The 13,496-nt window shown below is 33.1% G+C and carries 13 protein-coding genes; all 13 read right to left on the bottom strand.

All coding sequences use genetic code 11. The features are described 5' to 3' along the window. Positions 1–11 precede the first annotated feature (11 nt). The 13 genes from ABEB18_RS11785 to ABEB18_RS11725 all read right to left on the bottom strand — a co-directional run bounded on the left by ABEB18_RS11785 (position 12) and on the right by ABEB18_RS11725 (position 13,495). On the bottom strand, positions 12–1,409 hold the full coding sequence (locus ABEB18_RS11785) for an exopolysaccharide biosynthesis polyprenyl glycosylphosphotransferase (protein WP_348799503.1): 1,398 nt from the start codon (positions 1,407–1,409) through the stop codon (positions 12–14). 65 nt (positions 1,410–1,474) lie between these two features. Next, complete coding sequence (locus ABEB18_RS11780) at positions 1,475–2,482, bottom strand: glycosyltransferase family 4 protein (protein ID WP_348799502.1); 1,008 nt, start codon at positions 2,480–2,482, stop codon at positions 1,475–1,477. A gap of 67 nt (positions 2,483–2,549) precedes the next feature. Beyond that, the gene (locus tag ABEB18_RS11775; RefSeq protein ID WP_348799501.1) at positions 2,550–3,917 is read right to left on the bottom strand and encodes an O-antigen ligase family protein; all 1,368 of its coding nucleotides are present in this window, start codon (positions 3,915–3,917) and stop codon (positions 2,550–2,552) included. A 25-nt stretch (positions 3,918–3,942) separates the two neighbouring features. After that, entirely contained in the window at positions 3,943–5,082 is a 1,140-nt protein-coding gene (locus tag ABEB18_RS11770; RefSeq protein WP_348799500.1) for a glycosyltransferase family 4 protein, read from the bottom strand. Beyond that, on the bottom strand, positions 5,079–6,155 hold the full coding sequence (locus ABEB18_RS11765; protein WP_348799499.1) for a glycosyltransferase family 4 protein: 1,077 nt from the start codon (positions 6,153–6,155) through the stop codon (positions 5,079–5,081). Before ABEB18_RS11765 ends, ABEB18_RS11770 begins: the two co-directional genes overlap by 4 nt. Beyond that, positions 6,152–7,489 (bottom strand): glycosyltransferase family 2 protein, encoded by a 1,338-nt coding sequence (locus tag ABEB18_RS11760; protein ID WP_348799498.1) that lies wholly within the window; start codon positions 7,487–7,489, stop codon positions 6,152–6,154. The genes ABEB18_RS11765 and ABEB18_RS11760 overlap by 4 nt, the downstream gene beginning before the upstream one ends. 62 nt (positions 7,490–7,551) lie before the next feature. Further along, positions 7,552–7,749 carry a hypothetical protein gene (locus tag ABEB18_RS11755; RefSeq protein ID WP_348799497.1) on the bottom strand — a complete coding sequence of 66 codons (198 nt, stop codon included), beginning with the start codon at positions 7,747–7,749 and terminating at the stop codon, positions 7,552–7,554. Positions 7,750–7,855: 106 nt separating this feature from the next. Next, positions 7,856–8,164 carry a GIY-YIG nuclease family protein gene (locus tag ABEB18_RS11750; protein WP_348799496.1) on the bottom strand — a complete coding sequence of 103 codons (309 nt, stop codon included), beginning with the start codon at positions 8,162–8,164 and terminating at the stop codon, positions 7,856–7,858. Between the two features lie 119 nt (positions 8,165–8,283). Continuing rightward, the gene (locus tag ABEB18_RS11745; protein WP_348799495.1) at positions 8,284–9,297 is read right to left on the bottom strand and encodes an exostosin domain-containing protein; all 1,014 of its coding nucleotides are present in this window, start codon (positions 9,295–9,297) and stop codon (positions 8,284–8,286) included. 9 nt (positions 9,298–9,306) lie between these two features. Beyond that, positions 9,307–10,161 (bottom strand): FkbM family methyltransferase, encoded by an 855-nt coding sequence (locus ABEB18_RS11740; RefSeq protein WP_348799494.1) that lies wholly within the window; start codon positions 10,159–10,161, stop codon positions 9,307–9,309. A 25-nt stretch (positions 10,162–10,186) separates the two neighbouring features. Beyond that, a complete protein-coding gene (locus ABEB18_RS11735; protein ID WP_348799493.1) occupies positions 10,187–11,362 on the bottom strand; it encodes a glycosyltransferase family 4 protein in 1,176 nt (391 codons plus the stop codon). After that, entirely contained in the window at positions 11,359–12,534 is a 1,176-nt protein-coding gene (locus ABEB18_RS11730) for a glycosyltransferase family 4 protein (protein WP_348799492.1), read from the bottom strand. Before ABEB18_RS11730 ends, ABEB18_RS11735 begins: the two co-directional genes overlap by 4 nt. A 10-nt stretch (positions 12,535–12,544) precedes the next feature. Beyond that, the gene (locus ABEB18_RS11725; RefSeq protein ID WP_348799491.1) at positions 12,545–13,495 is read right to left on the bottom strand and encodes an NAD-dependent epimerase/dehydratase family protein; all 951 of its coding nucleotides are present in this window, start codon (positions 13,493–13,495) and stop codon (positions 12,545–12,547) included. Between the last annotated feature and the right edge of the window lies 1 nt (position 13,496).

The following is a 13,496-nucleotide window of genomic DNA, read 5'->3' as shown; positions in this document are numbered from 1 at the left end:
CTCAACTTGTCTTATTGTCCTCTATAGAACAAAACAGTAGAAATAGTTTTGAAGGCGATACTTAAATCAAGATAAATACTTCTGTGTTTGATGTAGTATAAGTCGTACTGCAACTTTATCAAACTTTCTTCGACACTTTCACCATAAGAATAATTGACTTGAGCCCATCCAGTAAGTCCAGGTTTTATGACGTGTCTGGTTTCATAAAAAGGCATTACTTGAGCAATTTCTTTTACAAATGCAGGTTGTTCTGGTCTCGGGCCAATCACAGCCATATCGCCTTTTAAAACATTGATAAACTGGGGAAATTCATCTATTCTGGTTTTCCTCAAAAACTTACCAAATTTAGTTACACGAGCACTATCAAATTTTTCAAAAACAGCTTCAGTTGTCTTTTCGGAACTTTTCACCATGGTTCTAAATTTGTATATTTTGAAAACAACACCATCCTTACCTACTCTTTCTTGAGTATAAAACAGACTTCCTTTATTCCAAAAAACATTCCCAATCAGTAAAATTGGAATTAATAAAAGCCCGATGCTTATTCCTACTAATGACAAAACAATTTCAGCTAATCGTACAATAGTCAAATACAATTTATTTTGATTACTGCGACTAAACGGAAAAAAACGATAAAAGTCTCTAGAAATAAACTGAACTGGAATACGTTGCGCTTTACTCTCAAATACTTGAGTATATTCTCTTATACTTTTACCAGACTCTAATAATACTAGCAGTTGATGATATAAATCGGCTGTAATTCCTTCTGTATGTTGTGTAGCCACAACGATTTCAAAAATTCCATTTTTGGTAACAAAGGCTGTCAAGTCGTTTGCTTTTACATTTTGCACATATTGATTTCCAAAATCAGATAAAGAATCATCATTCAAACTGATATATCCAACTATTTTATAATGTGGATCCACGCTTTCTAACCCTAAAACAAGTTCCTCTACTTGTCCTTTATCACATACCAAAAGTACATTTTGAACAAACCTATTCGATGCCAAAAAACGCACATAAATCATTCGCCAAAGATAGAGTGCAATAAAAAAAACCACATAAAAAAGTAAAATCTGTAAACGATTTTCGGGCAATTGAGGAGATAATATTGGTGTCAATAAATAACAAACAACTGTAGAGGTAGTCGTAAGTATGGTACTTCGCAACACTTGAAAATGATTACTGGCTACCTGAAGATTATACATTTCGAAAATGGCTCCAAAGGCATTGATATAAATAGCCAAAAGAATAATCCAATAACTATTGTTTAGTGAAAATTTAAAGTAATCAAATCCAGAAACAAAACTCAAACAATACAATCCAAATAATACAAAAAGCACATCAAATAAACGCAAAAGCAATTTGCGTTCGGATATTTCGAAATGCATTTTTTTGGAGCTGTTCATTGTATGATTTGGGATTACAATTTGTTACAAAGTTAGTTAGTTATAGTTATTAGACAAATCTTATCCTATTTTAAAATAGCAATCCATTTTAATTTAACCTCATCCCATTCAAACTCTTTTGCTTTATCTCTTGCATTTTTAACAATACTCTTAAAAAAATCAGGATCTTCAATTAGTCGAAAAATTGCATATGCCATTTCATTAACATTCCCATCAGGGACGAGCAATGCATTTTTTTCATCTTTTAATAAAAAAGGGACACCTCCAACATTAGTAGAAACAATTGCTAAACCTAAAGACATAGCTTCCATAACACTAACGGGCATGTTATCAAAATGAGTGGTGTTTATAAAAATAGAATACTCCTTAGACATAGTAATCCAGTCTTTTTTGGATAATTTTCCAGGAAATTCAACCTCAACATTTAATTCTTTTGCCCTAGTTTTAGCTTCATATAAACTTCCGTCTTTATCAGGTCCAACCATACATAGTGTTGCATTAGGATATTTCTTTTTTAATAATGAAAAAACCTCAACTGCCATTATAGGATTGTAAATTTGAGCAAAAGACCGAACCCACAATAAATTGCATTTTGCTTCATTCCGCTCTAAAAAAGGATAATTCTGTAATTCAATTGAATTAGAAATATGAATCAGATTTTGATATCCCATGTCTGTAAACTTTTCCATCAAAAATAAAGATGGAGCTACATTTTGATAAGAATTATTAAAAACCATACCACATAATTTTGGATTAGTTCTCAATCTTGAAGATAAATTTCCCCCATGCAAAATAGGGATATATTTAAGTCTTAATAGCCGACATAATTGAGAAACCAGAAAGGCATACCAAAAATTTGTAGTGCTATAGGTATCAATTAACACCGCATCAACTTTACTATTTTTCAATACACAAAACAACATCGCTACTAATCTTAGTATTTGATTCTTTTGACTAGAACTATATACCACATTAAAGCCCTCAAACTCTAATAATGGCCCAAGAGTTTCTATAGTTGTTGGGGTTACTCCATGCCTGGATAACTTATTCCCGATGTATAACAAATTTTTCAATGGTAGTACAACTATACGGTTATTAATTGTTTCTAAGAACTGTTTTTTCGCATGCCCTTTTCATACACTATCCATGCCTTATCCATGCTTTATCTATGCCTTTGCTATCTACTTGACTCGCTAAATTGACTTTTAATAATGATAGAGCATACACAAAAGCAGGAGCTGCTAATCGCATAGCGGCATGATTGATTGTTAAAAGCCAAAATATAAAAAAGGAAAGCGCCAATATGTTTCCTCTGTCCAATGCAAATAGAATCAAAGGAGTGCAAAGTAAAATCATCAATGCAATTATTCCAATCAGACCATGCTCAGCAAGCATTCTGGTAATTTCATTGTGCGATGCTGATTCTATTCCAGTTTCTTTTTCTCTAATACTTTTATTCATCCCAACGCCTACTCCTGAGATTGGGTTATCTAAAAACATTTGAATTTCTGAAGCCATTAGCACTTCCCTTCCTGACAACTGACTCTGTTTTTCTCGCCCTAAGGCATCCTGATTCGCATAACGTTTATTAATAAGTCCGTTGGTTTGCAAAGAACTATAACCCCAAACCCCTAAACCGATGATAAACGACATTAAAACAATTAATCCCAGTTTAGGCTTTATGTTTCCTTTCGCTTTAAAATACATTATCATTATCAAAACAAAAACCATCATAATTGCCGTATAAGTTCCTCCTCTGGAAAAAGTCACAATTCCTCTAAAAGCAAAAAACATTACAAAAAAAGCGTTAATCATTTGTAATAATTTACTTTTAGAATTAAATAACAACTGAACAAAAAAAATAAAAACAGCTAAACCCAAAATTGTCGAAACCTGATTAGGACCAAATCCTCCAGAAGTAGCAAAATTTGAAGCCGTTCCCGTCACTACATCTTTTACACTTGGGGTGTATAAAAACAGATAAACTGCTATAGTTATTAGGGGCAATGAAAAGGCAGTAATCACTCCCAAAAATCTATCGAAACTTATTTGCCTTTGATAACAATATATAGCACTTATAGCCAAACAAATAGGCCCACTAATATTAAAAGCAATGGCTTTTCTAATATCAACATCCAAATCTAAAGTGTTGGTTGTTATTACAATTCCAGGAATCAACAACAATAGAAATACCCAGTAAATTAACCCATTTTTGGAAAATCCCGAATAAAACATTCCTAAAAACATAAAGATTAGAACGGAATATTTCCCAAATTCATGCAACAATGTTCCGTGTGTCATCCTAAGAAAAACCTCAACACTTACTACGTATGCTGCCATTATAAGGACTTCATTATCCTTGTTCTTGTTTTTTACAATATAGTAAATACCAAAAGCTACTATTAATAATGCATATATTTTTGAAAAAAAAGGAACTAAATAAATAATCCCACCAATAAATGCATGGAATAAAATCAAATAGATATAGGATAACTCGTCCTTTTTCATTTAAACAATTTTAAAATTTTAAACCTTAATTCTGATAAGGTAAAATTTGCAGTAATTTATTTTTATAATTAGCAAAAGTAAACTTTTCGGCCAATTTAAGAATATTGTTCGATTTCATATTTAAGCTCTCACTGGAAACAGCAATAGTATTTTGTAGTACACTACTATACGAGATTTCATTTTTAATATCCCATAAAAACCCATTTGATTCATTGACATAATGAGGAATACTGCCTACATTAGAAACAATTGGAATTACGCCATAACAAGCCGCTTCGGCAACAACTTTAGGAAATCCCTCAGAATCAGAAGGCAAAAGAAAAAAATGAGATGTTTTTAAAATTTCATGAACCTTTTCTTTTCCAAGAAAGCCATGAAAAACAGCCTTATCTCCTAGAAAAGACATCATTTCTTTGTATTCTTTTTCAAGAGGCCCATTACCTACAAAATGTACTTTGGCAATTGTATCTATCTCCATTTCTTTTAGAGCCTCTACAATTCGATCCATTCCTTTTGCTTTTTCCAAACGCCCCACAAACGAGAAAACAAAGGGTACTTGAAATGTTTTAGATAATGCCACTTCTTTCCCGTTTTGAATATCCAAATCGGCCAAACAAGGATTTTCAAATGAATGGCAATGTTTGGGTTGATCTTCCCAAAATCCATTGATAGTAACTGCACATTTAGCAATATTTTTTTGCAACCACCAACGCTGCAATCGGTAGGACAAAGGTGCTTTTTCCTGTTTCCAATTTCCAGCATACTTCACCCAAAAAGTAAACTTTCTGGGAATAAAAAATGAAAACAAAGGCAACAAAAATAATCCCATACTGGTCGGCAATCGTAGTTGCACTTCTGTAGCGCCTTTAATTGTTTTTATCGTCTGATAGATAATTTTAGGAATTTTGAATAGAATAAATATCTTATCGATAATTCTCTTACCACCGTATGATGGAATGGGAACAAACTCAATATTATTACTCAAATATGGTAAAGAACTAGCCGGAGGTGAGGTATCGTAAAGACAAGCCACGTGACAAACCTCATCCCAATATTGGGACAAATAATCAATCTCGTTTACTGTGGCTCCCCAACCTTTTATAATTCCATCAGCATTGCGATAATGTTCGGTATGCGAAATGATGACTAACTTTTTCCTTTTCATGATTCTAATACCGCTATATATTTCTGAATCACTTTTGACCAATCAAATTGACTACTCCACTCTTTTGCCTGTAGTTTGTATTGCTCATAATTCGTTATGATATCTTCCAAAGCCAACTTTATTTCCTCTGGGCTATGAGGATTTACTAACTTACCAGAATACCCGTCTTGAATAGCATCAGCAATTCCACTATTTTGAGAACCAATTGCAGGAATACCTAATACATTAGCTTCTAAAATAGCAATTCCAAAGCCTTCAAAATCATTTTTTACAATATCACTTAGCATTACAAAAACAGTGCTTTTTCGTAAAATTTCATTTTTTTCATTTTCAGATAAAGCGCCATAAAAAGTAACATTTTCTAATACGTTTAAGGACTTTGCTAACTTAGAAAATTTTTCTTTTTCGGTTGGAATTCCGATACTATTATAATGAATATTGGGAAAAGTTTCTTTAAGCAAAGGAAGTGCCTTTATCATATTCTGTTGTCCTTTTCTAAAAGTTAAATTTCCGACTGTCACTAAATTCAGTTGCTCTGGTTTTTCTGGTTTTTCGATTTTAGGGTTGATTTCAATTCCGTTATTGATGACATCAATTTTTAAATCTGGATTGATTTGCAAAGCGTAATTTTTAGTAAAATTAGAAACCGCTATCAGTTTATCAAATTTACTCAAACTATATTTGGTTAGCTTTTGCAAAACGGAATTTCCTGCTTTGAGTTCCGAACCATGAAGCACTGCTATTATTTTTTTGGATTTAAAAAATGATTTTAAAAAAGCTCCAGTCCATAACGAAAACTTTCCGGAACAAATTATAATTTCATTTTCTTTAGCAAGAGAAAAACAGTTTTTTATTCTGTTAATTTGGGTAAAAGAATTCCTTTTAACTCTAAAAATTCTGAAATTTTGCTGTTCATCAAACTTTGCATCTGCTTTTTCATCTCTAAAATCCGAAACAACCAAAACATCAAAACTATTTTTTTGTAAATATTTTGCAAGAAAAAAAGCATGGTTTCCTATACCTCCTGGAAGTGGAGGGAATTCGGAAGTAATAAGAAGAATATTTTGTTTCATAAACTTTCTATTTTACTCCCTTTTTTTAATTTTTCAGTAGCTAAATTCCATGATTTTCCAACTTGAAAACAAACCAATGGTAATACAAACGGAATCAATAAAAAGGACATTACTTTTAAAACTTTATTCCCTTTAAACTGATACGGAACCAAAGAGGGTAAAATGGAATGCAAAATCATATAACGACTCAGCGAATTCCCAAAATACTTTCTGCTCAAATACAACACACTTGGAACAGGACGAGGACCCAATAACTTTTTAGGGCGCCAACCATCCCAACTGCCCATTTGCCTTAGCCCACCTTCACTCACTTTTAAGTGAATTCGTTTAGCCCTTGGATTGGATATGTTTTTATACCCATTTAAATACGCTCTTAAACCAAATTCCCCATCGCCCATTCGTTGTTTTTCGAACTGGCGGTCAAACAATCCAATTGCATCAAATATGGATTTCTTCAAAAGTACATTTCCAGTATCCAACTGATCGCTCCATCTAAAATAGCTGTAATGAGGTGGAACTTTATCCCCTACTTTACTTATCGAAACTCCAGAGGACAAATCGGCATCAAAAAAATCAAGTGTTTTTAAATGTTCCTCAATCCAATTCTCCTCTACGAGAGAATCATCATCATACAACAAAATATAATTCCCTTTTGCAGATTGAATAGCTTCGTTTCTGGCTCTCCATAATGCTTTTTCTTCCTGATACCAATATTTTAAATCTAAATTCCAACCTTTATAAAAATCTTCCTTGAAATCATCGGTTTGATCCACCACAATCACCTCAAAATTTTGATAGGTTTGCTTTTCCAAATCTCTTAAAACATCCTGTAAATACTGGTACCTATTAAGGGTAGGAATCACCACTGATACCAACGGATTTTTTTGAATCAAATGACTTTCAAATGTATCATAATTCGAATAGACAAAATGATTTTGAGCAAAATCGTAACGATCTACTTTTCTGGTTTTTATAAAGCCTCGTATTTCTTTAAACGGATTATGAAAAGTAAAAAGACGTATAACGAGAACATAAGTTACCCAAGTCCAATGAAAATTTTTCCGCAAGAAAAAATATTCATCGTGAACTGGCAAATTTACTTTTTGCCAAACATTCATTCCCTCTTGCTTCTTTTTACTAATAAATCCTTGTTGAAAAGCAGTCCACGACAAGTCTCTACTTCGCGCTTCATCACTACAGTATCTTTCATCTTTCGATACAGCATATCCAGATTCCATCAACTGAGCTTCGGTTGGGAAATAACCATAATCCTGACTTGGCTTTAGATTGAAATACCAAATTGGTTTTAAATATTTTAAATAGTTAAATATCATTTAGTAAATAGTACTATTGTTTATTATTATTTTTTACTGTCAAGCTGAATTTATTTCAGCTTCTACAATCCTATTTCATTAAGATTCCGAAACAAGTTCGGAATGACAGAGGTAGTCGGAATGACAAAGGCGCTGTTAACCCAAACGTGTTCGGATAATCCTAACTTCTTTAAGATTCCGAAACGAGTTCGGAATGACAAAGCAAGTTCGGAATGACAAAAGAAATTGGAATAACCAAACTCTATCGAATTCCATTTCATCAAGTTCTATTTTGTCAAGCTGAACTCGTTTCAGCTTCTATAATCCTGCCTCATTAAGATTCTGAAACAAGTTCAGAATGACAGAGGAAGTCGGAATGACAGAAGGTCATTTCAGCTTCTGTTTCGACCACAAATCTTCCCAATTGGGATTATCTGCTTCAATTAAATTAATTTTCCATTGTCTATGCCAATTTTTTAATTGCTTTTCTCTGGATATTGCATCCGCTACGTACTGAAATTCTTCAAAATAAACCAACATCTTCAATTTATACTTTGCAGTAAACACACTTCCATTACCAGCAATATGGTGTTCCATACGGTTATCAATACCTCCTGTAACCCCAATATATAGAGTCCCATTTGGTTTATTAGTTAGAATATAAACCCAATAATTATGGTATGTTCTATAAACCATAGATACGCAAATTATTTAGATGCCGAAATAAATTCGGCATGACAATTAGTTAAGCTTGTTTGCTTTACCTGTTTATTATCACTAGAGTCCGCATCTTTCTCAAATTCAAGTTATTCAACTTACAATTTACATTTTATCATCGATAACATTCCGTTTACAGAAAGTGTTTCTTTCCATAATTTTCGGTTAGAAATTTGTAAATCTATAAATTCTTGATTAGAAATCGAATTATGGAAATCGATAATCTTTTGGGCTATTTGTTTTCGGTTTTTCCATTCTATCCAAACTAAATGTTTCTTCCAATCAATTTCATCTTCAAAAGGCAACAAACAATCGGTATCTACAAAAACGGGGATTTTCCCCATCATTAAGGTTTCATACAATCGAACCGAAAAATTTCCTGCACCGCGAACACAAACCACATAATCCGAATTGGCAATATTATCATAATATTCCAAGGTTGTTTTTTCACGTTCTACTTCGGTTTGCGCTCCTGCTCGATAGTTTTTTCTGTAAATAAAGTTGGTTGCTATCAGGGAACTTTTTTCTAAAGAAGAAAGCAATTTGGCTCTTTCATAAGCCGAAGCAAATAAGGGTTCCCAATCGTTACGAAAGGGATTTTTAAAAAAACGCTTGGCATTTTCTATAACAAACTTCACAGTCTCTTTCGCTCTTTTTGCTTGTCCCAAAGTAGCATGTCCACAAAACCCAACAATAGGCAATTGCGATTTCTCTTTAGGAATAGGATTTTCTATTTGATACAATCGCTGAAAATGATCTGAAAGTGACACTGGAAATCCTTTATTCTTATCTGACAATTGTTTTTTAAAACCACCCATTCGAAAATAGATGATGTTTGAAAACTCGGGATAAGCCTGTCCAAAATCACCAGCAATATAACCATAGACTTTAATTCGGTATTGCAAACACTGGGCATTAATTATTTTTAGAAGCTTCTCTTTTTTATTGTCAAAATAATAATTGATTGAAAATGGCAATAAAACAACTTCAGCTTCCGAAATAGAACAAATCGTTTCTGACCATTTCCCATCAATAAAAAATGGACGCGTCAAAACGAATAACTTCTTTTTGTTATTTACTACAATATCGGTATGGGGAATATGGATTTTCAATTGTTTCTTTTAAAAAAACTTATTTCTAATTTTTATTTTCTTCGACGATACCAATCTAGCACTAACAAAATTAGAATCTCTAACAAAAATTGTATTAAACTTATGTTTATTATAATGATTCAACGAAACTAATTTCCTATTTATAAAATCATAATCAAAAGGTTTAAATCCAAATTTTAATAACTCCGAATACACCTCATTATCTTCAACTCCATACTTTCTACCTGAATCATTTAATTCAACAATAATCACTTTTAGATTTTGATTTTCTAAAGTCTTTTGTGCTCCTAATAAAGCATATTTTTCATAACCTTCTACATCAATTTTAATTGCCAATGGAACACTCGCATTTAGCATATTATCTATTGTTGAAACAGGAATTCGGACAGCATTTTTATATTCTTTATTTACAACACCATCCATAGTTCCTCTATCAGTCGAAAAAAACAATTCTGATTCTTTATTAGACACACCCTTATTTATAAGGTATACTTTTCCACTTAACTTATTTAACTCGATTTGTCGAACTAACTGTTGAAATGTTTTTGGAACAGGCTCTAATGCAATAGACCTACACTTCTTAATACCAGACATTAATAATGAATAATGACCAACGTTAGCTCCAACATCAAGAAAAACATCATCTTTTTCAAGTAGATGAATCAAAAAAATTGATTCAACAAATTCATATAAACCATAATAAATATTGCCTACAATCCCAGCATCTCCTTTTTTAGCATAGAATTTCATTCCCTCTATCCAATCAAATGTTTGCTCTAAAACAATTCTATTTTTAATATTAAAAATTATATATCTTAAAATACCAGACAATTCATCTCCATTTGTAACTGGATGTTTTTTCAACTGATTATATCTTAAACTAATCTTATTAAATAATTTCATAAAAATCATTAAACTCTTCTATTTGTTTTTCAATTGTGAAATGTGTTTTCATCCGTTCAATAGCTTTTTGCCTCAGTTTATTTTTTTCTGTTTCAGACAAACGAACAACTTCGACAATCTTATTGGCTAAAGATAATGGTTTTCGTTTGGGTACTACAAAACCGGTAATTCCATCGACAACATTTTCTCTCAATCCTTCGGCATCGCTCACAACACAAATTTTCCCCATAGCCTGAGCTTCGAGTACCGCATTGCAAAAACCTTCCTGAATACTGTATTGCAAATACAAATCGGCAGATTGTAGTTGTGCTTTAACTTCTTCTGGAGACAACTTTCCAGCGAAAGTAACATTTTCTTTCAATCCCAATTGATGAACTGCAAAGACTAATCTTTCTTTTTCATTTCCGTCCCCGATGATGGTGTAATGGAATGCTATTTTTTGTTGCTTCAAAATAGCCAAAGCTTCAAAAGTATATTCCAAACCTTTCTTCCAATTGAGTCGAGCTACAGTCATCAATTGAAGACTATCATTATTAGAATCTATAGTATCCGATTTAAAATAATCAGTATTTATTGCTGGCGTAATCTTAACAATTGGAGCTTCACCTGAAAAACCATGTTTATATACTAATTCTTTAATATCATCGGAAATGACATGAATTTTATCTACTTTTTGCCAAAGTAATCGGTAACAATTTGGATTTTTAACGGGATAAATCCCAATATCAAAACCTCTGAAACTCACTGCCATTTTAGCTCCAATTGATTTAGCCACATTTTCGCGGCCGATTGCCATCGTTCCAAAGCCAAAATGAAGCCAATCCAAGGATTCCGAGAGAATATGACTATTTGTTATACTGTTTTTCAAGCAAGAACCAAAAGAAAGGCCATCCTTTTTATTGTTTTTAAATAATCTATAAGTCGCCCCAAAATGCAACAACCACGTTTTTATTAAACAGAATAAACTAACCCAAAAAACGTTCAGAGCATTCCCAGACAAACTAGGCGCTTTTTTTATTTCACAAATAAAATCACTTTGTCCTTTTGAAGTATTTACAAACAAAACTACTTCATGACCATTCGCTTGTAACCCTTTTATTTTGTTAGTGAAAAAAGTTTCCGAATATCCTGGAGCTGCTGGTAACACTATTCCTATTTTCATCGCTTTCCGTTTAAAACCGATTCGTACAATGTCATCATATCAGCAACCATCAAAGATTCGTTATGTTGTTTTTCGATAGTTTGTCTTGCTCTTTGAGTAATCGCCAAGCGAGATTCATCCGATAGCAGAGCTGCTCTTTTAATAGTTGCTGCCATAGCTTCAGGATTGCGAATCGGAACCAAAAACCCGTTCTCTCCATCACTGATCACTTCAGACATACCCCCACAATCGGTAGAAACAACCAAAGTTCCCAAAGCCATGGCCTCCAAAACCACATTTGCAATTCCTTCCTCTACACTTGGCAACAGCAAAATATCGGCCGATTTGATTTCGCTTACAACAGTTTCAAATGGAAGATTATCTCTAAAAAAAACTTTTCCCTGCAATTCTAGTTGAGCTCTTTGAAACAATAACTCTTCATCATTTTGAACGCCAATAATGGTATAATGAAAGTCGAAATTTTCTTGTTGTAATAATGCCATTGCATCAAGCGCATACGAATATCCTTTTACCCAATGATCTCTGCCAACAGAAATAATTTTTAACTTATTTCCCGTTTTCTTTTCACCTGAAAATGGAAACTTAGTCAAATCTAATCCGCTGTAAACCACTTTTATTTTTGATGCATCAGCTCCATAAGAAACTGCTTCTTGAGCAATAGATTGCGAAACCGCATGAAACCCATCTAATTTAGGAAAATAAGAAAGATATTCCGCCGAGAGTTGTTTATCTGCAACGGGGGAAATCGTAATATGTGTCCCTCGAAGACTCAAAACGAACTTGATTCCAAATTCCTGAACCCACATCCAATCTTCAACTCCTTTAGCCCATTGCAAATGAAAAATATCAGGTTGATGGTACAAAACAGGGTAGTATTTTGCTTTTGACTGATAAGAAAATCTACCTTGTTGCAGTAATAAATTATCTAATTTTTTCTTGTCATTATTTTTAAAAAGCATCAACAACAAGCCATAATACAACAACTGAAATGCCTTTTGAAGACGATTTTCATAAGCCACCACAATCACATTCTTACTGTATTTCTTTCTTTTTTTTAAAGTCCCAAAAAGAAAAACCTTTTTTCCAGAATCAGCCAGACCTTCTACTAATCGCTCGATAAAAGTAGTCGAAGGAATTTCTCCCGAATAGATGGCAATTTTTTGAGTGCCCATTTGCTAACAATTATTTCAGAAGCTCAGGATTACTTTTATACCACTCAATATGTTTTGAAATCCCCTCTTTCAACGAGGTTGAAGGGTTATAATTTAATAAAGCTCTAGCTTTTCCGATTACAGCACTAGTTCGCAATTGATCTCCAGCCCTTTTGGCAATGACACTAACTTTAATTTTAGTATCTAGCAATTCTTCAACGATACTAATCCCGTCTTGGGTCGAATTTTCTGCATCCGTTCCTAAATTAAATATCTCACCATTTGTTACAGATTCTTTTCCAATTACACTTACAATTCCATCTACAATATCATCGATAAAAGTAAAACTACGCAAATGTTTTTCGCTACCTTCATACAAGGTAAAAGCATTTCCCGAGAGTGCCGAAATAATCAATTTAGGATACAATTTATCTGGTCTCTCTCTTGGTCCATAAACCGAATACAATCGGAGAGAACAAGCTTTCAGTTTATTATCTCTAGCAAAAGACAAAACCAATTGCTCTGCCGCTAACTTTGTTACACCATAATTAGAAACAGGCTTAGGAACCGTCGTCTCGTCATATGAAGCATCGATACCATAAACGGACGATGTGGCAATGTTAACAAATTGCTGAAGTTTGGAATTTTGTAATGCGAACTCCAATAAATGATTTGTCCCAATAAAATTATTAGTTAGATAATCTTCAAAACTGCAAGTATCGGCAATACCAGGTTGAGCAGCAAAATGAAAAATATATTCAAAATCCGTTGGTAATGCAGCATAGTTTTCTTTGGATCTCAAGTCGAAAGAGAAAATTGTAATTCCTTTACTATCTAATACAGCAGCAGTATGCTTTTTGAGATTAACATCATAATAAGGTGAGTAATTGTCTATACCAACAATTGTGTGCCCTTGTGAATGTAGTCTCTCTGCTGTGTGTGAGCCAATAAACCCAGCCACTCCCGTAATTAGAATTTTCATT

The sequence above is a fragment of the Flavobacterium adhaerens genome, assembly GCF_040045115.1.
In the GTDB taxonomy this organism is placed as follows: Bacteria; Bacteroidota; Bacteroidia; order Flavobacteriales; family Flavobacteriaceae; genus Flavobacterium; species Flavobacterium adhaerens.
This window is presented reverse-complemented; position numbering and strand designations above follow the sequence as displayed.

Excerpts from the sequence above, each read along its gene's own strand:
- ABEB18_RS11785 (WP_348799503.1), bottom strand. The coding sequence starts at position 1,409 with ATGAACAGCTCCAAAAAAATGCATTTCGAAATATCCGAACGCAAATTG.
- ABEB18_RS11760 (WP_348799498.1), bottom strand. The coding sequence starts at position 7,489 with ATGATATTTAACTATTTAAAATATTTAAAACCAATTTGGTATTTCAAT.
- ABEB18_RS11765 (WP_348799499.1), bottom strand. The coding sequence starts at position 6,155 with ATGAAACAAAATATTCTTCTTATTACTTCCGAATTCCCTCCACTTCCA.
- ABEB18_RS11750 (WP_348799496.1), bottom strand. The coding sequence starts at position 8,164 with ATGGTTTATAGAACATACCATAATTATTGGGTTTATATTCTAACTAAT.
- ABEB18_RS11755 (WP_348799497.1), bottom strand. The coding sequence starts at position 7,749 with ATGAAATGGAATTCGATAGAGTTTGGTTATTCCAATTTCTTTTGTCAT.
- ABEB18_RS11730 (WP_348799492.1), bottom strand. The coding sequence starts at position 12,534 with ATGGGCACTCAAAAAATTGCCATCTATTCGGGAGAAATTCCTTCGACT.
- ABEB18_RS11770 (WP_348799500.1), bottom strand. The coding sequence starts at position 5,082 with ATGAAAAGGAAAAAGTTAGTCATCATTTCGCATACCGAACATTATCGC.
- ABEB18_RS11735 (WP_348799493.1), bottom strand. The coding sequence starts at position 11,362 with ATGAAAATAGGAATAGTGTTACCAGCAGCTCCAGGATATTCGGAAACT.
- ABEB18_RS11775 (WP_348799501.1), bottom strand. The coding sequence starts at position 3,917 with ATGAAAAAGGACGAGTTATCCTATATCTATTTGATTTTATTCCATGCA.
- ABEB18_RS11725 (WP_348799491.1), bottom strand. The coding sequence starts at position 13,495 with ATGAAAATTCTAATTACGGGAGTGGCTGGGTTTATTGGCTCACACACA.